The following is a 22773-nucleotide window of genomic DNA, read 5'->3' as shown; positions in this document are numbered from 1 at the left end:
CAGCGTGACATCGACGATCCGTACCAGCGCCGTCTTCGTCGGCACGGCGCGCAACTGCGCCCCCTGGCTGCCGGCGTTCCTGGGCAATATCGAGCGGCTGGCGCGACTCTACGACCGAGCCGCCTTCGTCTTCGCCGTCAGCGATACAACCGACTCGACCGCTTCCCTGCTGCGGAACTGGATGGACCGGGGTCGCGCGGGAAAGGTCATCGACCTTGGCGACCTCGCCGGACGGCTGAAGCAGCGGACGGAGCGGATTGCCCATGCGCGCAATGCCTGTCTCGACGAAATTCGCGGCTCGGCCTGGACGGACCATTGTCATCTGATCGTCGCAGACATGGACGATGTTCTCGCCGTGCCCCTCGACATCGACGCCTACACAAGGGCGGCCGGCTGGCTTGACGCTGCGCCAGACCATGCCGCCGTATTCGCCAGTGCCGCACCGCGTTATTACGATATCTGGGCGCTACGGCACGAGACATGGTGCCCGCACGATTGCTGGCACCGGATTTGGGAACGTCCCGCCTCCCAATCGTTCGAAGCGGCCAAGTTCCGCGAGGTCTTCGCCCGCCAGATCGCGCTGCCGCGACAGATGCCGCCGATCGAGGTCCGCTCGGCCTTCGGCGGCCTCGGCCTCTACCGCATGTCCCATGCGCTCGGTGCGGCCTACGCCGGTCTCGATGCGCAGGGCCGCGAAGTATCCGAACATGTCGCGTTCAACGAAGCGATCGGACGCGCCGGTGGCCGCCTCCACGTTTTTCCCGAGCTGCGGGTACAGGCGCCGCAGCAGCACCTCTACAATTCCGCCGAGTTCGGTTTCCGGTGGCGCACGACCATGCGGCTGCGCGAAACTGTCGAGCGTTACCGTCCAGCCTGGCGCACGTTGCTCACCCGAACATGAAGACGCTCATCGTCGACCCGGCCATACATTCACGCGGCGGCCATCACTACACCGCGATCGATCGGCTCCAGGTCGAACTCTCACAGCTGGGCATCGAAGCAGCCTGCCTCGGTTCGGCCGCCGCGACGCCCGACATCGCGCGTGACCTCGCCTGTACGCCAACTTTCGCCAGCCCGGTCTATGGCCGGGACTATTCCAGTCCGAAGGAGTTCGAGTACCGTGTCGCCCGCACGAGCCGCGAGCTGTCGCGGGCGCTGCAGCGCCTGGGGACGTGGCCCGATATCCTGATCCTCCCCTGCTGCGACCAGGTCCTGGCGGCCTCGGTGGCGCGTGTATTGCGGCGCCATCCGCTGAAGCCCCCGCCGCAGGTGCTGGCCTGGCTGCTCTATGGTCCCCATCACCAGCTCGCGCCCGACAATCCCGCCTCCATTCCTTTCCACGGCGAATCCCGTCGCGCTTTTACCGCGCTCCTCAAAGCCGTTGGCGGCCGTCAGAACCTTGCAGCCTACTGCGAGACCGAAGCGACAGCCGCCTTCTATCGCAAGCTGCTGCCCTTCGACGTAGGCGTCGCTCCGGGTGCCGGTATCGCACTGCCCGCCGTCGACGGGTCTCCCTCCGACGCGAACGACCATCCCCAGCTGACGATCGCCGGCTTCGCAAATCGCTCGAAAGGGTATCGTCTGTTGCCGGGGGCGATCCCCCAGTTGCTGCAGCGTCACGCCACATCGCGCTTTACCGTTCATGGCATCGTCGCCGGATCGGATGCGGAGGACGATGCCTGGATCTTCGACAGTCTCGAACGGCTGGGGCCACGCGTTTCCATACGCCGCGGCGTGCTGTCCGACGCAGACTATCTCGACCTGCTGGCGCGCACCGACCTGCTGCTGCTGCCCTACGATCCCGAAGCCTATCGTGTCCGAGGCTCGGCAATCTCCCGCCAGGCGCGACAGCTCGGCATTCCCATCGTGGCGCCTGCCGACTGCGCCTTCGCCTGGCCGGCCTTCGACGATGGCTACGGCGTTGCCATGTCGACCTACAGTTCCGATGGGCTCGCCGATGCGACAGTCGACGCACTCGGCCGGCTGGATACGCTGAAGGCACAGGCATCGGCGATCTCCGCCACGACGAAGGACCCGCTGGCCGGCATTCTCGAGGCCACGGCCGAGGCTGCTCGCGCGCGGCCCCGCCAAGGCACGGCCGATGCCCTGCAGCGCCTGTTAGGGCTCGCGCTTTAGCCCGAGCGACGCCAGGTAGGTCCAGCGCACCGTGCCGTTCCTGAAGCGGATGCCTTCGAGATACTGCGCGACGGCGCGGTCGATCAGCGCCGATGAGGGCTTCTCCTTCGTGGCGCCATCGGCATAGGCCACGATCTCCTTCCAGCCCTCGGGGCGCGGGATCGACACGATGGTCGAAGGCGTGTCGAGGTTCTTGTAGGTCCAGAACGACCAGCCGATCCCGTGCATCTCGTGCAGGCGGCGGAACCCTTCGTTCCACTCGTCGGTCAGCTCGCCGGTCTCGCCGAGGAACAGCGGCACGTCGTGGAGGTTGGCGAAGTTCAGGTGCCGCTGGATCGAGTCGCGCTTCGTCGAGGCCCAGAACGAATGATAGGTGTAGGCGAGGTTCCTGGCGAAGGGCGGGCCGAACATCGCGAAGCTCGAGCTCCACTGGCCGCCCGCCAGGATCACGATGCGCTCGGGATCGACCTCGCGGATCGCCGCCGTCGCGCGCTTGTAGAAGGGCTCCAGCCGCGCGTTCAGCGTCGCCACGTCGTGATAGGGCGCGATCGGCTCGTTCAGGATGTCGTAGCCCAGGATCGCGGGATTGCCGCGATAGCGCTGCGCCACGGCCCGCCACAGCTTCACGGTGAGGTCGCGGTCGCGCGGCACATAGAACATCAGCGGATAGCCCGGCCCGTCATCGTGGTTGATGCCGGTCTGGCCGCCCGGCGCTGCATGGAGGTCGGGAATCACGTAGAGTCCGGCCGCCGCGGCCCAGCCGACGACCCGGTCGAGCAACGACCAGCCCTCGCCGCCGATCTCGCCGTCGGCGCCCATGAACAGCCGCCAGTGCAGCGGCACCCGGACCATGTTGAAGCCGACCGACTTGATGAAGCGGATGTCGTCCTCGGTGACGTAGCTGTCGCGATACTGGCGCCAGAATTGCGCGGCGCGTTCCGGTCCCAGCAGGCGGTCGAAGGCGCCGTAGATCTGGCGCGGCGACTTCGCGACCTCGAACTTGAACATGTAGCCTTCGGGCATCAGCCAGTTGCCGAGGCTGATCCCCTTGAGGCGCAGGATGCGGCCATCGGGTTCGACGAAGTTCTTGCCCTCGATGCGCACCAGCGCCTCAGCGTGAACGGGGGCGGCGAGACCGAGCAACATCAGGAGAGCGACGAGGAGGCGCATGACGGGACTGTAGCAGGCCACTAAGGTTCGTCCCGTCATGTTTCTTGCCTCGCTCCTTCTGCCGATCGCTGTCGTCGCCATCGTCTTCCTGGTCCAGCGCGTCCGCCTGCCGGCCTTCCTCGCGATCATGGCGACCGTCGTCGTCTACGGCATCGCCGCCGACATGACCTTCCAGTCGGTCGGCAAGGCCTTCGGGCTGGGCTTCACCGCCGCGCTGGAGCAGACCGGCCTGCTGGTCATCGCCGGCGCGCTGGTCTCCGGCCTGGTGCTGCGCACCCCGCTGGGCACCGGCACCTCCGCTGCCGCGGGACTGCTGGCGGGACTGGGCGCCTCGGCCTCGGGCGGGCTGGCGCTGCTGCAGCCGGCCGGACAGGACGCGCCGCGGCGCGCGCTGGGTCTCGCCCTCACCCTGCTCGCCGTCGCCGCCCTCATGACACCCTCGCCGCTGGCCGTTGCAGCCGCCTCGGTCATGAAGGCGAACATCAGCACCGCGTTCATGATCGCCTTGCCGGTCGCGGCCGTCGCCGTGGCGCTGGGCTGGTGGCATGTCGCGCGGCAGGTCCCGTCGCAGCCGACGGAGGGCCAGCTCTCCTGGGCGTGGCTCTGCGTCGGCATCCCCCTCGTGCTGCTGGTCCTGCAGGCGGTGGCGCAGATGCCGAGCGAACCGCTCGGCAAGGGCGGCTCGCGCGAGTTCTACATCGGCATCTCCAAGCCGCTGATGCTGACCGCCATCGCCATCACCCTGGCGGTCGTGTTCGCCCGCCGCTGGGAGCCGTCGGTGCTGGCCGGCCGGTCGTGGGCGCCCTTGCTGCTGGCGGTCGGCGCCTCGGGTGGCCTGGCCCGCGTCTTCGACGAGACCGGCATGTCGGAGCTGCTGGCCGAATACGCGCTGCATCCGCGCTACGGCGTGCTGACGCCGTTCCTGGCGGCCGCCATCGTGAAGACGATGCAGGGCAACTCGCTCACCGCCGTGCTCACCGCCTCGGGCATGGTCGAACCGATGCTGCCGGCCCTCGGCCTCGACAGCGCCTCGGGCCGCGCCATCGCCGCCGCCGCCGTCGGCGCCGGCTCGATGGCGATCTGCCACGTCAACGACCCCTTCTTCTGGATCGCCGCCCACATGGGCCGCCTGTCGCCCGGCCGTGCGCTTTACGTCATCTCGCTCGGCAGCGCCGTCATGGCGATCGGCGCGCTCGTGGTGATCGCGACGATCCGGCAGTTCATTTAGGTTCAGTGGAGCGCGCAACTCCAGTTGCGCTCATGTCTTTTTCCTTAAGGCTTGAGCGCCACTGGAGTGGCGCGCTCCAATGAGACGCTTCGAACTTAAGCGATCAGCCCCTCCTCGCGCGCCTTGATCTGCAGGCCGAGGTAGCGCGAGTAGATGCGGCACTGGGCCAGGCTGCCGGCGATGAACCACAGGCCGGGCTGCGGCGTCGGCTTGAACATGTTGGCGAGTTCGCCGCCGGCATCGAAGCCCCAGACCGGACCGATCCGGTCGGCCACCGCGTCGCCCAGGAAGGCGCGCGCCGTTTCCTGCTGGTTCTTGTAGCCGGTGGCGACCACCACCAGTTCGGCCTCGCGCACCGCGCCGTCCTTCAGGCGCACGCCATTCGCCTCGAACCGGTCGATGTCGCCGAACTGCAGCAGCTTGATGCGCCCGTCGACGATCATGTCGGAGCAGCCGACGTTGAAGTAGTAACCGCCACCGCGGCGCAGATACATCATCTGGAAGCCGGTATCGTCCTCGCCGAAGGTCAGGCGGAAACCGCGCTTCTCGAGTCCCGACAGGAGATCGCGGTCGACCCGGCGCATCTCGGCGGTCGAGAGCTGGTAGGCGCGCTGCATCACCGCGTAGGGAGAGGCCGCAGCCAGCAGGTCGCAATCCTCGAAGGGCAGGCCCTCGGTATAGATCGCATAGACCTTCTGCGCCTCGCGGATCGACACGACATAGGTCGGGCTGCGCTGCACCAGGGTCACGTCGGCGCCGCTGGCGCAGAGATCCTGCGCCACGTCGTGACCGCTGTTGCCGGTGCCGACCACGATCGCCTTGCGCCCCTTCCACTCCGCGCCGTTGGTGTAGGCGCCGGAATGCATCACCGTGCCGGTGAAGGAATCGAGCCCGGGCAGCGACGGCTTGATCGGAATGGCGCTCACGCCCGTGGCGAAGACGATGTGGCGCGGATGCAGCATCCTCTCGGTGCCGTCGCCGCGCTTCAAGGTCACCGTCCAGCGGTGCGTCGCCTCGTCGTAGCTGCCGGAGGTGAGCTGCGTGTCGGTCCAGTAGTTGAGGTCGAGATTCTCGACATAGGCCTCGAACCAGTTCGCCAGCTTGTCCTTGGGGATGAACACCGGGAAGGTCGGCGGGAACGGCATCAGCGGCAGGTGATTGACGTGCACCTCGTTGTGCAGCGTGAGCGAGTGATAGCGCCGCCGCCAGTTGTCGCCGATGCGCTGGTGGCGATCGACGATCAGCGTGTCGACACCGAGCGACCGCAGGCGCGCGGCGGTGGCGAGGCCCGCCTGGCCGCCACCGACGACGAGCACGGCGGGATCGCGATCCACATAAGCTTGCGCCTTCCGCCGCTGGTCGAGCCAGTTGTCGCCGCCGAAGTCGCGGCTGTAGCGCTCGGCATCGCTCAGCTCGCGCGGCCGTCCATCGGGCCAGCCGTGCAGCTCCTCGAGCGTGGTGAGCAGCGACCAGGCCCGCCACCTGCCGTCGGCCTCGACGAGGCGCACGACGGCATTGGCATGGCCGAAGGCCGTCTCGAACTCGAAGATCGTTTCGATACAGTCGATCCCGGCCCGCTTCACGCGACGCGGGGGCGTGCGCGTATCGGGGACAGCCACATCCTTCGCGGCGGTGCGCGCCAGCACCGGCCCCAGCGCCGCCTCGATCGCCGTCCTCCCGGAATGGGTGACGACGTCCCAGGTGAAGGCCAGCACGTCGCGCCAGTGCCCGTCGGGCATGAAGGTCGTCGCGACAGAAGCCGCATCCTGGGCCTGAAGCGCTGCCCCGAACTCATCGAGCCAGCGCGCCGCGATCTCGCCCACTTCGTCCGGGGCTTCGGCAAATTGAACAGACATCGACGCTACTCCGGATGAGGGTCAGTCGAGCTTCACGCCCGAGGCCTTGACCGCGGGCTCCCAGAGCTTGCGGTCCTCGGCCAGGAACTGGTCGAAGCCGGCGCGGCCGGGCGGCGGCAGGTCGAGGCCGAGATCGTCGTTCCAGCGCTTCTGGATGTCGGCCGACTTCAGCGCTTCGGCGATCGCGGTCTCGATCCGGGCGAGGATCGGCTCGGGCGTGCCGGCCGGCGCGCCGATGCCGTACCACGAGGTAGCGACATAGCCCGGCACGGTCTCGGCGATGGCCGGAATATCGGGCGCCGCCTTGGAGCGCTGCGCCGAGGTCACGCCCAGCCCCTTCAGCTTGCCGCCACGGACCTGCGGCAGCATCGAGGGCATGTTGGCGAACATCATGTTCACGACACCCGCCATCAGGTCGGAATAGACCGGGCCGGCGCCCTTGTAGGGGACATGGATGATGTCGACGCCGGCCAGCTTCTTGAACAGCTCGCCGCTCAGGTGCAGCGACGTGCCGGGGCCCGACGAGGCGAAGGAATACTTGCCCGGCTCCTTCTTGCAGAGCGCGATCAGCTCCGCGACGGTGTTGGCCGGCAGCGACGGCGTCACGCCCAGCAGGTTGGCGAGGATCGCGACCCTCGAGATCGCCACGATGTCCTTGTCCGGATTGTAGGGCAGCCTTGTGTAGAGCATCGGGTTCAGCGTGTGGCTGGCCACCGAGATGAGTCCCAGCGTGTAGCCGTCGGGCGCCGCGCGCGCGAGTTCGACCGTGCCGATATTGCCGCCCGCCCCGCCCTTGTTGTCGACCACGAAGGTCTGGCCGAAGCTCCTGGAAAGCGCGTCGCACATCAGGCGGCTCACCGTGTCGGTGCCGCCGCCCGGTGCGAAGGGACAGATGAACTTCACCGTCTTGTTCGGCCAGGCCGCCTGGCCCAGTGCGACGGCGGGAACGATCGACGGCGCGGCGAGAGCCGCGACGAGCAGGCTACGTCTCTTCATGGCGTTTCCTCGATTTTCGTTTTTTTGCTTTTCAGACACCCCAGCGTAACGTCGCTGGGTAATCTGTCCAGATGACTGAGCCTCAGAGCGTCCAGGGCTATATCGACCAGACCCCGTCATGGCCCGACGGGACCCCCACCCCCAACGTGCCGATGACCCAGATGCAATGGCGCATCTGGACCCTGGCCACCGCCGGCAAGTTCTTCGAAGGCCTGGTCGTGTTCATGACCGGCGTTGCCCTGCCGCTGATCGTCGAGGAATTCGGCCTCTCGGCCACCGGCAAGGGCATCGTGAGCGCCGCCACCCTGGCCGGCATCATGATCGGCGCCGTGGCGCTGGGCGGACTGGCCGACACCTACGGACGCCGCCGCATGTTCGTCATCGAAATGCTGGTCTTCGTCTTCTTCCTGGCCGGCCTGACCGTGGCGCCGAATTTCACCTTGCTGGTCCTCTGCCTGTTCGGCGTCGGCGTGGCGCTGGGCTGCGACTATCCGACCGCGCACCTCGTGATCTCCGAGAGCATTCCCAGCCGCGACCGTGGCAAGCTGGTGCTGGCCGCCTTCGCCTTCCAGGCGATCGGCGCGCTCGTCGGCACGGCGCTGGGCTTCGCGATCCTGACCATCGATCCCTCGCTCGGCGCCTGGCGCTGGATGTACGCCGTGGTAATCATACCGGCCGCGTTCGTCGTGTTCGCCCGCCTGTTCGTGAGCGACAGCGGCCAATGGCTGATGAGCCGCGGCCGCCGTGCCGATGCCGAGCGCGAGCTGCGGCGCCTGCTGAAGCGCAAGCCGCAATATCCCAAGCAGGTGCGGCTGGCCGAACTTGCCGACGGCCTCCATCGCAGCCATCACCGGCACGGCCGCTGGATCGACCTCTTCAACAGGAAGAACCGCCGCGCCACCATCCTCGCCTCGGTGCCGTGGTTCCTGCAGGATCTCGGAACCTACGGCATCGGCATCTTCACGCCGACGATCCTCTCGCACACGATCGGCAAGGAAATCAGCAACGCCCACAACGTGACGGCCATCATCGCCCGCGATCTCGAGGGCGCGAAGGGCGCGGCCCTGGTGGACACGCTGCTGATCGTCGGCATCATCGCCGCCGTTTTCCTGGCCGACAGGGTCGGCCGCATCCGGCTGCAGGTCCTGGGCTTCCTCGGCTGCGCGGTCGGGCTCGCCATGGCGGCGCTGCAGTCGCATGTCGACGAGCCGCTGCGCACGCTGCTGCTGTTCGGCGGCTTCATGGTCTTCAACTTCATGACCAACCTTGGGCCCAACGCGCAGACCTACCTGCTGGCCGGCGAGGTCTTCCCGACCAACATCCGCGGCAAGGGCGCGGGCTTTGCCGCCGCCTTCGCCAAGATCGGCGCGGTGCTGACGGCCTTCACCTTCCCGGTGGTGCTGGCCGAGGCCGGCACCGACTTCCTGCTGACCGTCCTCGTCTTCACGTCCCTCCTCGGCGCCATCATCACCTGGTGGTTCCGCATCGAGACGGCTGGCGTCAATCTCGAGGAGATCGGGAAGTAAAAACCCCACGCCGGGCTTCGCTTGGCGCGAGACGGCGAGTACCCTGTGCGCAATGGAATCGCCGATTCGGGAGTTGTTGCGCTCGCCTGATTTTCTCAGGCTGTGGCTGGTGGGGGCCTTCGCCAACGCCATGCGCTGGCTGGAACTGCTGGCGTCGGGCCTGTTCGCCTGGGAGGTCACCCACTCCGCCTTCGCCGTCACCGTCGTGGTGGCGCTGCGGCAGATCCCGCAGCTCCTGTTCGGCGCCTTCGCGGGCGCCATCTCCGAGGCGGTGGACCGCAAGCTGATCTTCATGCTGGCGCTGGTCATCCCGGCGCTGATCTCGACCCTGCTCGCGACGCTCGCCGTCACCGGCCATCTCGAAGTCTGGCACGTGGCGCTGGGCAATCTCGTCTCCGGCATCATGTGGTCGACCGAAATGTCGACCCGCCGGCGCATGGTCGGCGAGGTCGCGGGGCCGCACCGCATCGTGAACGCCATCGCCCTCGACAGCGTCACCTCGGCGGCGACGCGCGCGGTCGGCCCGCTGCTGGGCGGCATGGCCTTCGAATGGCTCGGCATGAAGGGCGCCTATACCGTCACCGCCCTCGTGCAGTTGTTCGGCGCCTTCGCCATCGCGGGCCTCACGCACGCCCAACTGACTCGGCGGCTCGACCTGCTGCGCATCCCGCACGAGATCGCCGACGGGCTGCGCTTCGCCTGGACGCGGCCCACCATCCTGCTGGTGTTCGGCGTCACCGTCGTCACCAACGCCTTCGCCTTTGCCTATTCGGGCCTCGTGGCCCCGCTCGGCCAGGGCGAGTTCCACGTCTCGCCGGCGCTGGTCGGCCTGCTCGCGGCCGGCGAGCCGCTGGGCGCGCTGATGGGCGGTTCGCTGATCGCGGCCGGCATCGTGCGCATGGACCGCCGCCTCGCCTTCGCCGGCGGCGCCTCGCTGTTCATGGTCGCGCTCATCCTGATGGCGCTGTCGCCGTCCTATTGGCTGGCCTTCGCGCTGCTCCTGCTGGGCGGCTTCGGCACGGCGGGCTTCGGCAACATGCAGTCGACCCTGATGCTCACCGAGGCCCCGCCCGAGATGCGCTCGAGGCTGATGGGCGTCGTCACCGTCTGCATCGGCACCGGCCCGCTCGGCCAGCTCGCGGCGGGCGCGCTCTCCGGCCCTCTCGGCCCGCGCGGTGCGGTGATCGCGATGGCGGCGGTGGGGCTGGTACTGACGGGGGCGATGGTGTGGGCGTTGCGGAGGAAGCCGCCCGTGCCGCCTGCCGCTTGACCGCTGCAGCAACAGACCGACCGCGTGCAACACGAGGAGGGCCGGCGCGTTCACCTTGAGCCGATGTGCTGCACGTCCGCGGGACGGCCAGGGGAATTCACCATGAACATGTCGGCCGAAAGCATTCTCGTCATTCTCGTCGTGGGAATCGCTGCCGGCTGGCTGGCCGGCAAGGTCGTCCGCGGCACCGGGTTCGGGCTGGTCGGCGACCTTCTGGTCGGCATCGCCGGCGCCCTGTTCGCGGGGCTGCTGTTTCCCCGTCTGGGGCTCAACCTGGGGGGCGGGCTCCTCTCCCAGATCCTGTTCGCGGCGCTGGGTGCGATCATCCTGCTGCTGATCGTCGGACTGGTGCGCGGGCGGCGGGCTTAGAGCCCGCTCCCCTGCGCCCTGCGGGGCGTCAGGCGAGCTTCTCGACCGAAATCTCGTGGACGGCCCGGCCATCGCGTTCGAAGGCCGTGATGTTGGCGATCGTGGTGCCGGCGATGCCGTGCAGGGCGTCGGCGGTGAAGAAGGCCTGGTGCCCGGTGACGAGAACGTTAGGGAAGGACAGGAGCCGGGCGAAGACGTCGTCCTGGATGACCTTGTCGGACAGATCCTCGAAGAAGAGGTCGGCCTCCTCCTCGTAGACGTCGAGGCCGAGATAGCCGAGGCGACCGCTCTTCAGCGCCGCGATCACCGCCGGCGTGTCGATCACCGCGCCGCGACTGGTGTTGATCAGCATCGCGCCCCGGCGCATCCGGGCCAGCGCCGCGGCGTCGATCAGGTGACGCGTCCTGGGCGTCAACGGGCAATGGAGCGAGACGATGTCGGCCGCGGCCAGCAGCTCGGGCAAGTCGACATAGCGCACACCTGCCGCGATGCAGGCGGCATCGGGTGCAGGATCGACGGCAAGGATGGTGCAGCCGAAGCCCGCCAGGATGCGAGCAAAGGTAGCGCCGATGCGCCCGGTACCGACGACACCGACGGTGCGCCCCTTCATGTCTAAACCCAGCAATCCCTCCAGCGCGAAGTCGAAGGCACAAACGGCGGTCGCGCCCTGGGCCAGTGGGGCCGTGTCGCAGGTGAGGCGGGGTTCGAGATAGGCCAGCTCGTGGCGCGCCGACACGTTGGCGGCGTCCAGGAAGTGCCGGTCGTAGGGCTTGGTGCTGAAGACCGCGACACGCATGGCGCGCGGCCGGAGGTGCCGGTCCCGCCTCTCCTAGCCCTTCTGGCCTTGGCCGGTCGGACGCTTGTCCTTCTTCACGGACTTCGGGCCGCCGCGAACCGCGTCCTTGGCGATCTGCTTGGTCGAGATGTTGGACTTCTGCGTGGGAGAGGTGGGGGATTGGGTCATGCCGGCTCAACGCCGGGCGGGACTTGCCGTTGCATCAGTTTGCACGAAGCGTGCTGGCCCAGATCCCGGAAAGGCGGCAAAATAAATGACTGGCAGCAGAACGGGACACGAAGAAAATTGGAAGACGGTCAGGAAACTGTGCTGCTCGGCAAAAGGGCGACGGCAAAGGATGGCCGCATGGACGGAAGGCGGCTGCGCAGTGAACGCACCAAGCAGTTGATCATCGAGGCCTATCTCGCGTTGCTGCGCGAGAGCCCCGAGGTGCCGACGGCTGCCGAAATCGCCAAGCGCGCCGGCTATTCCGTGCGCTCGATCTTCGAGCGCTTCGACGACCTGCTGGCGCTCAGCCTCATTGCCGCGGACTATGCATTTTCCGCCGGGCTGGCCCAGGCCACCGTCCGCGACGTCGACGGCGATCGCGCGGCGCGCATCCGCTCCCAGGTCGAGACGCGCGCCGGCATCTGCGAGCAATGGCTGCCGCTGTGGCGGGCGCTGCTGCACAACCAACGCGAATCGGCGCTGCTGACGGTGCGGATCGACCGCATGCGCGACGCGGTATGGGCAAGGCTGATGCTGATGTACGGGCCCGAATTGTCGACCCTGCCGCAGGCCGAGCGCACGCCGCTGCTGATCACGCTCGAGGCGCTGACCGATTTCGAGAGCTGGGGCCGCATGCGCGAGCGCCATGGCCTCAGCGCCGAGGAGGCGCGCGACGTGTGGATCCGCGCCATCGACCGGCTGTTGCCGCCGACGCCCTGAGCGGACGACGGCGGCCTGCCGCCAGGGCGGTCAACGCAGCGGGATCGTGAAGTTCAAGTTCATGCTCGACGGGCCGGGTGACTGATAAGGGGGCGGCTGATAGGCGGGCGCCTGGTAGACGGGCGCCGGCATCATCATCACCGGCGGGCGCTGGTAGACGATGCGCGGCGGCGGCTCGACATAGATCTCGCGCACATGCTGTACGACCGGGCGCCAGTGATCCGGTCCGCGATGCAGGTGATGATCCCAATCGCCATGGTGCTCGTGCTCCCATCTCTCGTCGTGACGATCGTCATGCGCCGACGCGGCCGAGGCGCCGGCGAGAATCATGGAACCTGCAATCGCGGCTGACAGAAACATGCGTAGCTTGAGGCCAGTCATCGTCGTCTCCAATGTTGAGGCATCCCAACATCGGCGTTACGCGACGAGGCGCGACGACATCGCCGAATGCGATCTCGGCCACCGCTTGGTCACAACCATCGCGCAACGGTGTGATTTTCCTGTGGTTGTGCATTTGATATGAACTCGACCATCGGTCGAACAGCTTTTTTCTTCGGAATCGAGGGATGGCGAGCGGATCGTGGCCGTAGCCGCGAGAAGGCGGTGAATCCTTCACCGTCTCACGCACCGAGGAAACCATGACCAAACTCCGCAGTCTTCCTTACGCCGTGCTTACGTTAAGCGTGCTCGCCGCCGGCAGCGCGTCCGCTCAATCGATGGGGAGCATCGATGGGCGCGAAGCCCAGCAACAGCAACGCATCGTCAACGGGATTCAGGACGGCTCGCTGACACGCGGCGAGACCTATCGGCTGGAGCAAGGCGAGAGACGCATCGACAACTACGAAGCGCGTGCCCGCGCCGACGGGCATGTGTCGGGCTACGAGCGCCAGCGCCTCGACGGCATGCTCGATCGCGAGAGCCGGGAGATTCACCAGCAGCGCGCCGACGGCCAGCGCGCCGGCGGATGGAACGGCGGCGGGTGGAACGGCAACGGATGGAATCGAGGCGGCTGGGATCGCGGCAACCACTATGGCTGGGATCGTGGTGAGCATAATGGCTGGGACCGTGGCGGCCCGTCGCATGGCTGGAACTCGGCCGACGGGCGCGGCGGCTGGCAGAACGGCGCACATGCTCCGGGTGGCTGGAACAGTGGTTCGAACCAGGGCGGTTGGAATCAGGGCGGATGGAACGGCCACGCGCCGGGCACACCCTCGACGCCGACGACACCGACCAGCGGCGGCCAGCCCGGCGGGTGGTCGCATAACGGCACTCAAGGGAATGGCTGGAACGGCAACACAGGCTGGCAGGGTGGATCACACGGCCAGCCGCAGACCCAGCCGCAGATGGCGCGTCCGATGCCGGTCTCCGCACCGGCGCAACCGCGGGCCGCGTTCAATGGCGGCAATGGCGGCGGCAGGCGTCACTAGCTCTGCAAGACGGCCGGCGATCCGCAGGACGGATCGCCGGTCCTTCACCTCCGATGCACCGATCCGCGACCATTCTGCGACAACGTACGGAAGCGCCCCGCCCATCCACAGGGGCAAGGGCACCCCCGGCTTTGTTCGGTTAAGAACGATGAGGGCCACGAGGCCCGTTGTCGTCATCGGGGGATTAAGCACAGTGCTAACGCTCTATCATGGTTGGAAGTCGTCGGCGTCGCGGCGGGTGCGGCTGTGCCTCGCCGAAAAGGGTCTCACTTTCGAGAGCAAGGTGATCGACCTCACGAAGATGGAGCATCACGCGCCTTCCTTCCTGAAACTCAACCCCAACGGCGTCATCCCGCTGCTGATCCTCGAGGACGGGCGCTCGCTCTACGAGAGCGGCACGATCTGCGAATATATCGACGAGACCTGGCCCGAGCCGTCGCTGCGGCCGGCCGATGCCTACGGCCGCGCCGTGATGCGCAACTGGATCCGCCATGTCGACGGGCTGATCGGCAACCTGATCATCTTCAACTGGGCGCACTCGATGGCCAAGGTCGCCTCGCAATGGTCCGATGCGGAGCTGGCCGAGAAGCTCGCCAACGTGCCGAGCAAGGAGCGGCGCGAGGCGTGGCTGCGCACGGCGCGCAAACCCTATACCGAGGAAGAGCGCCAGGAAGCACGGAACAAGCTGAAGGTCGGGCTGGTCGACCGCATGGAGGAGACGCTGCGCCAGAGCCGGTGGCTGGCCGGCGACAGCTATTCGCTGGCCGACATCGGCGCGATGCCCTTCATCAAGCGGATCGACGAGGAGATCGCGCCGGAAGAGATCACGCCGGCGAAGCATCCGAGGGTCGCCGCCTGGTGGACCGCGATCCAGTCGCGCCCGGCCTTCACCACTGCCAAGATCGGCTCCTTTACAGGATAGGGGGCGCGGGATGAGCGGCACACGCACCATCACCTTCGATTTCTACGGCACGCTGGTGCAATGGCACGAAGGCGTCGAAGCGGCTTTCCGCGCCATCGTCACGCGCCACGGCCAGCCGGCGATGGATCTCGTGCCGCTCATTCACGCCTTCCATGCCGAGGGACGAAGGCTGCGCGACACGCCGCCCTGGCGGCCCTATCGCGATGTGCTGCGCGAGAGCCTGCGGTTCGCGCTGACGGGCGTCAGGCTTGCGATGGCGGAAGCCGATGTCGATGGATTGATCGCAGGATTGTCACGGCTGCCGGCGCATGCCGACGTGCCGGCCGCCCTCGCCGCGATGCGGGCCGGCGGCTGGCGCCTTGCGGCCATCTCCAACACCGACGACCACCTGATCGCCGGCAGCCTGCCGAGCCTCGGCCTCGCGCTCGACGCGGTGGTCACCGCGCAGCAGGCCCGTGCCTACAAGCCCGACCTGCGGCTGTTCCATCACGCCCACAAGGTGTTGGGCGTGACGCCGGATCAGACGGTGCACGTCGCGGCGAGCCAGCCGCTCGACATGGCGGTGTGCAAGGCGCTCGGCATCCGCGCCTATTGGGTGAACCGGCGGGCCGAAACGGCGGATCCGCAATGGCTGCCCTTCACCGAGGTGAAGGATGTCGCCGAAGCCTCGCGATTGATCCTCGCCTGAAGGATCAGGCGCGCACGAGTGTCTTGATGGCGAGAGCCGGCTTGCCCGACTTCTCGGCGACCTCGCGATCCTGCTCCTCGATGATCGCGCGGGCCGGCAGGTCTTTTTCGAGCCCTTCGAGGGCATCGAGGGGCACGCGGCGGTTAGAGCGCTGGCTGCCGTCTTCGTAGGTGACGTTGAACAGCACGTATTCGGCGCGCTTGCTGGATTTTTTGCCCATCGGGGCCTCCATATCGGTTCAGGCCCGTCGACCTGGAAAGTTCGTGCGTATTCCCCGTCGGGAACGCCTGCAGGGAGCGTGCGTTGTCTGGAGTACCCACACACGCCAGGGAGGCAACGTCATGTCCGACTACGATCGCCGACCGACCAACGTGAACGTCACGCCCGTCGTGCCGCCCGCCACAGCCGGCGGCAATGGCAGCCTGTCCTTCATCGTCGGAGCCCTGCTGGTGGCCGTCCTGGCCGTCGGCTATTTCGCGATGGGCATGCCTGGCCTGAAGGCGCCGAATGAAGCCCGCGCGCCCGACCGCAAGATCGACGTGACGATCGAGCAACCCGCGCCGGCCGCACCTGCTACGCCCGCTGCCCCGGCGCAGCCGCGTCAGTAATAAGTCCAACGAAAAGCCCCGCACCCAGAGGGTGCGGGGCTAATCTCGCTGCTACGAGGCTGCCGTTACCGGCAGCCGCCGTAATCAGCCGACCGACTTCAGGTTGTCGGCCGACATCTTGCCGCTGCGACGGTCGGAGACGAGTTCATACTCGACCTTCTGACCTTCGTTGAGCGTGCCCATGCCAGCGCGCTCGACGGCGCTGATGTGCACGAAGGCATCGGCACCGCCGTTGTCCGGCTGGATGAAGCCGAAGCCCTTCTGAATATTGAACCACTTCACGGTTCCCGTCGCCATGGGTAACCCTTTCACTACTTTAGATATGCTGAACCGCGCGGCGCCCCGATGAAAACAAAGGAAACGCGCAGCCGGCCGTCGAATTCGCACTGGTTTTCGGGATCAAAGTTCGGGATCGGGCTTACCGGCGAGGCCGGAAACGCGGACCAAATCGTCTGTCCGTCTATCGACCGGCTGCATATGGGCTTTTGCCGGAGGTTTGGCAAGGACCGATTGGCCGCAACTCCGGGGGCGGCTAAGCTCCGCCGCGGCGAGCAGCGGGGGAGTTCACATGGCCGGCAATCCGAAAGTGCTCATCTCAGGTGCGGGCCCGGTGGGACTCACCCTCGCCAACGAGCTGGTGCGGCACGGTATTTCCGTGCGCATCGTCGACAAGTCAGCGGAGCGCACCGACAAGTCCAAGGCGCTCGTCCTGTGGAGCCGCACGCTCGAACTGCTCGACGATGCCGGCTATGCGAATGACTTCATGTCGTCCGGCATGCAGGCGCACGGCGCGCAGATCTCGACCGGCAAGCAGGTGGTCGCCCGGGTCTCGCTCGACCATATCGACAGCCGCTTCGCCTATGCGCTGATGATCGCGCAAAGCGAGACCGAGAGGGTGCTCGAGGAAAGACTGGCGGCCGCGGGCGTGACGGTCGAGCGCAGGGTCGAGCTGACAAGCTTTACCGACAAGGGCTCTTCCGTCGAAGCCGTGCTCACCAGGGCCGACGGCGAGCGGGAGACACTCGAGGCCGACTGGCTGGTCGGATGCGACGGCGCCCACTCGGCGGTGCGGCACGGGCTGGGCTTCGCCTTCGAGGGCTCGACGCTCCAGTCCCACTGGGCCCTCGCCGACGGCCACATCGCGGGCCTCGACCCCAAAGATCATCTGCACATCTTCTGGCACCGCGACGGCATCCTGGCCTTCTTCCCGATCGTCGGCGACCGCTGGCGGGTGATCGCCAATCTCGGCCCGGCCAAGGACGGTGAGGTTCATCCCGATCCGACCCTCGAGGAGATCAACGCCCTGATGGCGCATCGCGGCTCGCCGGGCATCGTGATGTCCAACCCGGTGTGGCTGGCGGCCTTCCGCATCAACGAGCGCAAGGTCAGGGACTATTCCAAGGGCCGCGTGTTCCTGGCCGGCGATGCCGCGCACATCCACAGCCCGGCGGGCGGCCAGGGCATGAACACCGGCATGCAGGACGCCTTCAATCTTGCCTGGAAACTGGCGCTCGTCATCGAAGGCGCCGCGAAGCCCGCCTTGCTCGACAGCTACTCGGTGGAGCGCACGGCCGTCGGCGACCGGGTGCTGAAGAATGCCGGCCGCCTCACCGAAGCCGCGACGCTCACCAATCCCTTGCTGCAGGACATCCGCAACACGATCCTGCGCTTTGCGGCGAGCTTCCCGCAGGTCCAGCACAAGGTGGCCGACCAGCTTGCCGAGATGGACATCGGCTATCCCGACAGCCCTCTCACCGCACGGAACGGCCACCTCGCCCAGGGACCGAAGTCGGGCGAACGCTGGCCGCACCGGCTGCCCGACGGCGCGGGCGGAAACAGGTTCACAGCCATGGGGCCGGCCGACCTCGTGGCCGACCTCGCCGCGAAGTTTCCGAAATTGGCGGTCGCCGCACCCGCACCGGATCCCGCGCACGCGACGGCGCTGCGGCTGATCCGGCCCGATGGCTATGTAGGCTTTGCCGGCGCGCCCAAGGACGCCGCGCTCGCCGAGGCCTATCTGGCGGCGCTGGCCAACTGAAGGCCGCAACAAGAAGAGGAATTACGGCAGCATCCGGTCGATGGCGGAGGCCCAGACGTCGAGGGCCGCCTCCCAGCCCAAGCCGAAATCCTCGCGCAATGCCTCCCAGCTCTCGAAGCTGGTGAGCGTCGCCAGCGCCAGGACCATCGCCTCGCGGGCCGGCGGATCGAGGGTCGCGAGCTCCGGCCGGTACATCAGCTCCAGCCGCTCGACGTTGGCGCGGCGGACGGCCCGCACGCGGGCCCGCAGCTCCGCGAGCTGCTCCTGCACCGGCTTGGCCGTCAGGATCCGCCACAGCGGCAGCCATTTCTCGCAGGCCTGTGCGCGCGTGGTCACGTGCGAGCGGATGCGGGTCGCGCGATCGCCCTCCGTGTCCCGTGCCGTGGCTTCCGCCTGGCCCAGCGCGATCGCATGGTCCGCGGTGGCGAGGCTCAGCGCATCGAGGTCGGCGAAGCGCTCGAAGATCGAACGGACGGAATAGCCGGCCCGGGCGGCGATCTCCGCCGAACTCGGCATGCGCCGATGCTCCTGCAACAGCGCGAGATAGGCCTCGATGATGAGGTTGCGTGTCCGTTCGCTGCGCAGGCGCCTTCCGTCGGGACGGACATTTGCGGTCTCGGCCAGGTCGGTCTCATGCGACGACACGGTTCAAGCCTCCCACAAGGAAGTAATAGCACTAGCGCTGCAAGGCTTGCGCGTCACCCCCTCCTTTCGCAGGTCTGGCGCAAGATTCCGGTGGGTGCCACAGTCCGGCCCGCTATGCCGCTACACTGGACCATCGACTCCAAGGCGAAGCTGCTGGCCGCCGTGGCGTCGGACGATGTCACGCGGGCCGAATTCGAGGCCTATCTCGATATGCTCGACCGGGCGGGCCTGCATGCCTATCGCAAGCTGTTCGACGGCCTCCACGCCGAGACCAGCATGGATCCCGAGACCATACTGGAAATGGGCGTGCGCATGCGCGCGTCGCACCGGATGCACGCGGTCGGGCCGCTGGCCGTGGTCGTGGCTCAGGACAAGGTCGCCATGGTTTCGCGCGTCCTCGGCATGCTGGCCGCGGCCAGCCGGCCGATGCGCATCTTCCACGAACCCGGCCCGGCGCGGGATTGGATCCTGAAGCAGCCCCTCTAGGAACGCAGCCGGGGCAACGAAGTGGGGGGCCGCGCCGTTGGACGGCCTGACCCGCCTTTGTGGAGATCCGCGATGTCCGACACCACGACAAATCCGCCCACCCTTGCCATCGCCACCGACATGGTCTGCCACATCATCGTCAAGGCGCGCGAATTCGACGGGCAGGACGTCGAGACCGATCCGGATTCGGGCTCGAATGCCGCCGATGATGGCGGGGTCTCGATCCTGGAAGCCCATGGCGACGATCCCACCCAGGCCGAACTCGTGGCCTTCATCGAAGCCCTCGACGAGGATGAGCAGGTCGATCTGGTGGCGCTGCTGTGGCTGGGCCGCGGCGACGGCGACATCGAAGACTGGGAAGATCTGCAGACCCAGGCGCGGGACGCCCGCAACGAGCGCACGTCAGCCTACCTGCTCGGCCAGCCCCTGCTCGCCGACCACCTGGCCGACGGGCTCTCGGCCTTCGGCCTGTCCTGCGAGGACTTCGAGAAGGACCATCTCTAGGGCTGAGCTGCTCATTGGAGCGCGCAACTCCAGTTGCGCTCAAGCATCATCAACCAGCAAGACATGAGCGCAACTGGAGTTGCGCGCTCCGCTGCGCCTCAGTGCGTCGTAACTCACGGCATCGTGCCGTGCGGCCGCTTCTCTCCCGGGCGCACGCGACGATCCTCATCCTCGGGTTCGACGGTGCGGGCGGTGTCGTTGTCCCGCCGCGGCGCGCGTTCGTCGATGGCGGAATCGCGCTCGATATCGACGTTGTTGCGCTCGCGGGGCTTCGGATCTGGATCGTTGGTCATGGCGCGCTCCTCGTTCTCTGATTGAGGAGCGAACGGCAGGAGACGCGGCGGGTTGCTCAGCGGCGGCGGCGCGACTTCTTCGCCCGCGACGTTGCCGGGACCTCCTCGTCGCGGCTCAGATTACTGTGCTGCTCGTCCATGAGACGGTAGTCCATGACGAGCTCCTCGCCCGCCTTGATGTCGCGCAAGGCGTAATAGGTCACGTCGCCATCGTCGGACCCGATATTGGGATCGGCATCGTGGTTCATGTACCAGCCGGTGGAAATCCGCAGGAAGTCGAGCGGCGCCCAGTAGCCGCCCTTTGTGCGAATGCCGAAGCGCTTGATGAGCTGGATCTGCGGCGAGGCATGCGCCCTGGCGAGGGGGATGAAGCGGCTGTCCTTGCCGTCCCACACCCGGACCAGTTCATCCTTCTTGATGTCGATGTCGGCGAAGCAGCCCAGGCCGTGGATGGAAGAGGCGCCGAGATGGACGAACGCCTTGCTGGCTTTGCGCTTCATGGGCTCAAACTATTCTCGGTTCGGAGGGGCTCGCGTGAATACTCCCTGCCCGCACGACATTGCAATGCGCCTGACGCAATGCACTGGCAAAGCATGGACTAAGCAGCGACGCTGCAGATACTATATCACCGCGTCGCCACAGAATGCGACGCGACATGGGACGGCTCGGAGACCTTGATGAAGCGACGTGAAGTTGTCGTGATGGGCGCGGTGATCGCGACAAGCGGGATGGCCGCACGGGTATCGGCGCAGATGCCGCCATCGTCCACGGGGCCCACCCAGACCCCGCCAACATCTGCGACCACGACCTCGACAAACGCCACACCGGCAACCGCCAGGTCTTTCTCACCGGCGCAGCTCGACCAGATGCTGGCGCCGATCGCGCTCTATCCGGACGATCTGCTGGCGCAGATCCTGATGGCCGCGACCTATCCGGTCGAAGTGGTCGAGGCGGCGCGCTGGTCGAAGGACAATCCGGCACTCAAGGGCGAGACGGCCCTTGCAGCCGTAAAGGACAAGGGCTGGGACGTCAGCGTCGCCTCGCTGGTCGCCTTTCCGCAGGTCCTGCAGATGATGGCAAGCAAGCTCGACTGGGTTCAGAATGTCGGCGACGCGATGCTGTCGCAGCAGTCCGACGTGGCCGCGTCGGTCCAGCGCCTGCGCGCCCAGGCCAAGACGGCCGGCACGCTGAAGACCACGCCTCAACAGACGGTCGTGCTGCAGCCGGCAAGCGCCGGCGCACCGCCCGATACGCCGCCGGCCATCGTGATCCAGCCGGCCAATCCCGAGACGATCTATGTGCCAAGCTACGACTCTGCGACGGCCTACGGGCCCTGGCCCTATCCGGACTATCCGCCGACCTACTTCCCGCCACCGTCCGGCTGGGGCTACGGCGCCGGCCCGGCCCTGATCGGCGGGCTGGCGTTCGGCGTTGGCATGGCCGTCGGCGGCGCCTTCTTCGGCGGCTGGGGCTGGGGCGGCGGTTGGGGCGGCGGCTGGGGTTGGCGAGGTTGGGACGCGTGGGGCGGCCGCCATAGCTGGACGACCTTTCGCGGCGGCCGCTGGGCCCACGATCCGGCGCATCGCCGCGGCGTACCCTATCGCAACGCGGTGGACCGCGACCGGTTCGGTCAGAATCACCCGGGGGCCGCCGAACGCGCCGCGTTCCGGGGCGGCCGCGACGGTGAAGGGCGGGGCGCTGCCGCCCGCGCCGGTGAAGGCCGAGGCGCCGAGGCGGGAGCGCGCGCGGGCGCGGGGCACCACAACGCCATGCACAACGTCAATCATGCCAGACAGGCGAGGCGAGCGGCGGCGCGCGGCCACGCCTCCGGGCAGCACGCCGCACGTCATGCCGCGCGCAAGGCCGCCAATCACGGTGGCGCCCATCATGGTGGCGGGGGACATCATGGTGGCGGACATCATGGTGGTGGCGGGCATGGAGGCCGGAGATGAGCGACACGCTTCAGCGGCGCAGGCTTCTGGCGCCCGCCTTCCTGATCGCCACGGCGGCGGTCGCCGCCGGGCAGCGGGCTGCAGCCCAGCAGGCCGGCAAGCTGCAGGGCTTTCCGACCCCCGAGGCGGCGGCGGCCTCTCTTACCGAAGCGGTCCGTACGCGCGACGGCAAGGCGATGGCTGCAATGCTGGGCGAAGGATGGACCTTCTTCGCGCCCACCAACGATCGTGATTTCGACATCGATCGCACGAACTATCTCGACGCCTGGAAGGCCGGCAACAAGGCGCTCGTCGACGGCGACAAGGCCACCATCGAGGTCGGCACGGAGGGCTGGACCCTGCCCATCCCGCTCGTGAAGGACGGGACGGAATGGCGCTTCGACGTCGAGGCCGGTTGGGAGGAGATGACCGCGCGCACCATCGGCACCAACGAGCTGGGCGCCATCCAGACCCTGCTGGCGATCGGCGATGCCGAACGCGAGTACATCGATCTCGATCCCATGAAGGACAAGGCGCCGACCTATTCGCGCCGGCTGATGAGCTCGGCCGGCCGCAAGGATGGCCTCTACTGGCCGACCAGGGCCGGCGAACCGCCAAGTCCGCTCGGCCAGCAGGTCGCGGTTTCCCAGCCCGACGGCGCCTCGCCCGGACTCCACTACGGCTACAACTATCGCCTGCTCTATGCGCAGGGACCGGCGGCTCCCGGCGGCGCCCGCGATTATTTACTGCAGGGCCGCATGATGGGCGGCTTCGCCGCCATTGCCTGGCCCGCGCGCTACGGCGAGACGGGCGTCATGACCTTCATCATGGGCCACGACAACATCGTCTGGGAGCAGGACCTCGGCCCCGACACGGCAACCCGCGCCGGGCTGATGACTGTCTTCAATCCCGACAAGGGGTGGGAGAAAGCCGACACCACCCCTTGATCTATTACGT

Annotated in this window: 27 protein-coding genes; 16 read left to right on the top strand and 11 right to left on the bottom strand. The window is 67.5% G+C overall.

Annotated elements, in window-relative coordinates:
* Positions 1 to 4 precede the first annotated feature (4 nt).
* Together AC1ROX_RS04475 and AC1ROX_RS04470 are read left to right on the top strand one after the other, a co-directional pair.
* Entirely contained in the window at positions 5 to 901 is an 897-nt protein-coding gene (locus AC1ROX_RS04475) for a hypothetical protein (RefSeq protein WP_493122830.1), read from the top strand.
* A complete protein-coding gene (locus AC1ROX_RS04470) occupies positions 898 to 2136 on the top strand; it encodes a hypothetical protein (RefSeq protein ID WP_493122828.1) in 1239 nt (412 codons plus the stop codon). Before AC1ROX_RS04475 ends, AC1ROX_RS04470 begins: the two co-directional genes overlap by 4 nt.
* Here AC1ROX_RS04470 and AC1ROX_RS04465 read toward each other — a convergent pair.
* On the bottom strand, positions 2119 to 3345 hold the full coding sequence (locus AC1ROX_RS04465; RefSeq protein WP_493122826.1) for a glycoside hydrolase family 5 protein: 1227 nt from the start codon (positions 3343 to 3345) through the stop codon (positions 2119 to 2121). The two genes, AC1ROX_RS04470 and AC1ROX_RS04465, sit on opposite strands and share 18 nt — an antisense overlap.
* Between AC1ROX_RS04465 and AC1ROX_RS04460 the strand changes: the two genes are divergently transcribed.
* Complete coding sequence (locus AC1ROX_RS04460) at positions 3344 to 4534, top strand: GntT/GntP/DsdX family permease (protein WP_493122824.1); 1191 nt, start codon at positions 3344 to 3346, stop codon at positions 4532 to 4534. The two genes, AC1ROX_RS04465 and AC1ROX_RS04460, sit on opposite strands and share 2 nt — an antisense overlap.
* 95 nt (positions 4535 to 4629) lie before the next feature.
* Here the strand turns inward: AC1ROX_RS04460 and AC1ROX_RS04455 are convergent, their stop codons facing one another.
* Positions 4630 to 6390, bottom strand: a complete 1761-nt coding sequence (locus AC1ROX_RS04455; RefSeq protein WP_493122822.1) for an NAD(P)-binding domain-containing protein — start codon at positions 6388 to 6390, stop codon at positions 4630 to 4632.
* A gap of 21 nt (positions 6391 to 6411) precedes the next feature.
* A complete protein-coding gene (locus AC1ROX_RS04450; RefSeq protein ID WP_493122820.1) occupies positions 6412 to 7386 on the bottom strand; it encodes a Bug family tripartite tricarboxylate transporter substrate binding protein in 975 nt (324 codons plus the stop codon).
* A gap of 71 nt (positions 7387 to 7457) precedes the next feature.
* Between AC1ROX_RS04450 and AC1ROX_RS04445 the strand changes: the two genes are divergently transcribed.
* From AC1ROX_RS04445 to AC1ROX_RS04435, 3 genes are all read left to right on the top strand, one after another.
* Positions 7458 to 8912: an MFS transporter gene (locus AC1ROX_RS04445; RefSeq protein ID WP_493122818.1), complete on the top strand. Its 1455-nt coding sequence runs from the start codon at positions 7458 to 7460 to the stop codon at positions 8910 to 8912.
* A 52-nt stretch (positions 8913 to 8964) separates the two neighbouring features.
* Entirely contained in the window at positions 8965 to 10182 is a 1218-nt protein-coding gene (locus tag AC1ROX_RS04440; RefSeq protein ID WP_493122816.1) for an MFS transporter, read from the top strand.
* A gap of 102 nt (positions 10183 to 10284) precedes the next feature.
* The gene (locus AC1ROX_RS04435; RefSeq protein WP_493122814.1) at positions 10285 to 10551 is read left to right on the top strand and encodes a GlsB/YeaQ/YmgE family stress response membrane protein; all 267 of its coding nucleotides are present in this window, start codon (positions 10285 to 10287) and stop codon (positions 10549 to 10551) included.
* A gap of 28 nt (positions 10552 to 10579) precedes the next feature.
* On the opposite strand, the gene AC1ROX_RS04430 is transcribed toward AC1ROX_RS04435, so the two are convergent.
* The gene (locus AC1ROX_RS04430; protein ID WP_493122812.1) at positions 10580 to 11347 is read right to left on the bottom strand and encodes an NAD(P)-dependent oxidoreductase; all 768 of its coding nucleotides are present in this window, start codon (positions 11345 to 11347) and stop codon (positions 10580 to 10582) included.
* Positions 11348 to 11380: 33 nt separating this feature from the next.
* Positions 11381 to 11515 carry a hypothetical protein gene (locus AC1ROX_RS04425; RefSeq protein WP_493122810.1) on the bottom strand — a complete coding sequence of 45 codons (135 nt, stop codon included), beginning with the start codon at positions 11513 to 11515 and terminating at the stop codon, positions 11381 to 11383.
* A 177-nt stretch (positions 11516 to 11692) separates the two neighbouring features.
* On the opposite strand from AC1ROX_RS04425, the gene AC1ROX_RS04420 reads away from it, so the two are divergent.
* Positions 11693 to 12274, top strand: a complete 582-nt coding sequence (locus AC1ROX_RS04420) for a TetR/AcrR family transcriptional regulator (RefSeq protein WP_493122808.1) — start codon at positions 11693 to 11695, stop codon at positions 12272 to 12274.
* Between the two features lie 30 nt (positions 12275 to 12304).
* Here the strand turns inward: AC1ROX_RS04420 and AC1ROX_RS04415 are convergent, their stop codons facing one another.
* A complete protein-coding gene (locus AC1ROX_RS04415; protein ID WP_493122806.1) occupies positions 12305 to 12604 on the bottom strand; it encodes a hypothetical protein in 300 nt (99 codons plus the stop codon).
* Between the two features lie 386 nt (positions 12605 to 12990).
* Between AC1ROX_RS04415 and AC1ROX_RS04410 the strand changes: the two genes are divergently transcribed.
* The 3 genes from AC1ROX_RS04410 to AC1ROX_RS04400 all read left to right on the top strand — a co-directional run bounded on the left by AC1ROX_RS04410 (position 12991) and on the right by AC1ROX_RS04400 (position 15311).
* Positions 12991 to 13701 carry a hypothetical protein gene (locus tag AC1ROX_RS04410; RefSeq protein WP_493122804.1) on the top strand — a complete coding sequence of 237 codons (711 nt, stop codon included), beginning with the start codon at positions 12991 to 12993 and terminating at the stop codon, positions 13699 to 13701.
* Between the two features lie 193 nt (positions 13702 to 13894).
* Positions 13895 to 14623 carry a glutathione S-transferase family protein gene (locus AC1ROX_RS04405; protein WP_493122802.1) on the top strand — a complete coding sequence of 243 codons (729 nt, stop codon included), beginning with the start codon at positions 13895 to 13897 and terminating at the stop codon, positions 14621 to 14623.
* 10 nt (positions 14624 to 14633) lie between these two features.
* Complete coding sequence (locus AC1ROX_RS04400; protein WP_493122800.1) at positions 14634 to 15311, top strand: haloacid dehalogenase type II; 678 nt, start codon at positions 14634 to 14636, stop codon at positions 15309 to 15311.
* A 4-nt stretch (positions 15312 to 15315) separates the two neighbouring features.
* Here the strand turns inward: AC1ROX_RS04400 and AC1ROX_RS04395 are convergent, their stop codons facing one another.
* Complete coding sequence (locus AC1ROX_RS04395; RefSeq protein WP_493122798.1) at positions 15316 to 15531, bottom strand: hypothetical protein; 216 nt, start codon at positions 15529 to 15531, stop codon at positions 15316 to 15318.
* Positions 15532 to 15652: 121 nt separating this feature from the next.
* Here AC1ROX_RS04395 and AC1ROX_RS04390 point away from each other — a divergent pair, with 121 nt between their 5' ends.
* Positions 15653 to 15919 carry a hypothetical protein gene (locus AC1ROX_RS04390; RefSeq protein WP_493122796.1) on the top strand — a complete coding sequence of 89 codons (267 nt, stop codon included), beginning with the start codon at positions 15653 to 15655 and terminating at the stop codon, positions 15917 to 15919.
* An 84-nt stretch (positions 15920 to 16003) separates the two neighbouring features.
* On the opposite strand, the gene AC1ROX_RS04385 is transcribed toward AC1ROX_RS04390, so the two are convergent.
* Positions 16004 to 16216, bottom strand: a complete 213-nt coding sequence (locus AC1ROX_RS04385; protein WP_298311601.1) for a cold-shock protein — start codon at positions 16214 to 16216, stop codon at positions 16004 to 16006.
* A 271-nt stretch (positions 16217 to 16487) separates the two neighbouring features.
* On the opposite strand from AC1ROX_RS04385, the gene AC1ROX_RS04380 reads away from it, so the two are divergent.
* Positions 16488 to 17957: an FAD-dependent monooxygenase gene (locus AC1ROX_RS04380; protein WP_493122793.1), complete on the top strand. Its 1470-nt coding sequence runs from the start codon at positions 16488 to 16490 to the stop codon at positions 17955 to 17957.
* Positions 17958 to 17978: 21 nt separating this feature from the next.
* Here AC1ROX_RS04380 and AC1ROX_RS04375 read toward each other — a convergent pair whose 3' ends face one another.
* Positions 17979 to 18602, bottom strand: coding sequence for a TetR/AcrR family transcriptional regulator (locus AC1ROX_RS04375; RefSeq protein WP_493122791.1), 624 nt, complete (start codon positions 18600 to 18602; stop codon positions 17979 to 17981).
* 90 nt (positions 18603 to 18692) lie between these two features.
* Between AC1ROX_RS04375 and AC1ROX_RS04370 the strand changes: the two genes are divergently transcribed.
* Together AC1ROX_RS04370 and AC1ROX_RS04365 are read left to right on the top strand one after the other, a co-directional pair.
* A complete protein-coding gene (locus AC1ROX_RS04370; RefSeq protein ID WP_493122789.1) occupies positions 18693 to 19088 on the top strand; it encodes a hypothetical protein in 396 nt (131 codons plus the stop codon).
* Between the two features lie 72 nt (positions 19089 to 19160).
* Complete coding sequence (locus AC1ROX_RS04365; protein ID WP_493122787.1) at positions 19161 to 19592, top strand: DUF3775 domain-containing protein; 432 nt, start codon at positions 19161 to 19163, stop codon at positions 19590 to 19592.
* A gap of 113 nt (positions 19593 to 19705) precedes the next feature.
* Here AC1ROX_RS04365 and AC1ROX_RS04360 read toward each other — a convergent pair whose 3' ends face one another.
* Together AC1ROX_RS04360 and AC1ROX_RS04355 are read right to left on the bottom strand one after the other, a co-directional pair.
* The gene (locus AC1ROX_RS04360; protein WP_493122785.1) at positions 19706 to 19885 is read right to left on the bottom strand and encodes a hypothetical protein; all 180 of its coding nucleotides are present in this window, start codon (positions 19883 to 19885) and stop codon (positions 19706 to 19708) included.
* Positions 19886 to 19941: 56 nt separating this feature from the next.
* On the bottom strand, positions 19942 to 20385 hold the full coding sequence (locus AC1ROX_RS04355) for an SET domain-containing protein-lysine N-methyltransferase (protein ID WP_493122783.1): 444 nt from the start codon (positions 20383 to 20385) through the stop codon (positions 19942 to 19944).
* Between the two features lie 177 nt (positions 20386 to 20562).
* On the opposite strand from AC1ROX_RS04355, the gene AC1ROX_RS04350 reads away from it, so the two are divergent.
* Positions 20563 to 21837 carry a DUF3300 domain-containing protein gene (locus tag AC1ROX_RS04350; protein WP_493122781.1) on the top strand — a complete coding sequence of 425 codons (1275 nt, stop codon included), beginning with the start codon at positions 20563 to 20565 and terminating at the stop codon, positions 21835 to 21837.
* Positions 21834 to 22763: a DUF2950 family protein gene (locus tag AC1ROX_RS04345; protein ID WP_493122779.1), complete on the top strand. Its 930-nt coding sequence runs from the start codon at positions 21834 to 21836 to the stop codon at positions 22761 to 22763. The genes AC1ROX_RS04350 and AC1ROX_RS04345 overlap by 4 nt, the downstream gene beginning before the upstream one ends.
* The last annotated feature ends 10 nt before the right edge of the window (positions 22764 to 22773 follow it).

It is taken from the genome of Reyranella sp. GW821-FHT14A01, assembly GCF_058803965.1.
The sequence above is the reverse complement of the archived record's forward strand: the minus strand, read 5'-3'. Positions and strand labels throughout refer to the sequence as shown.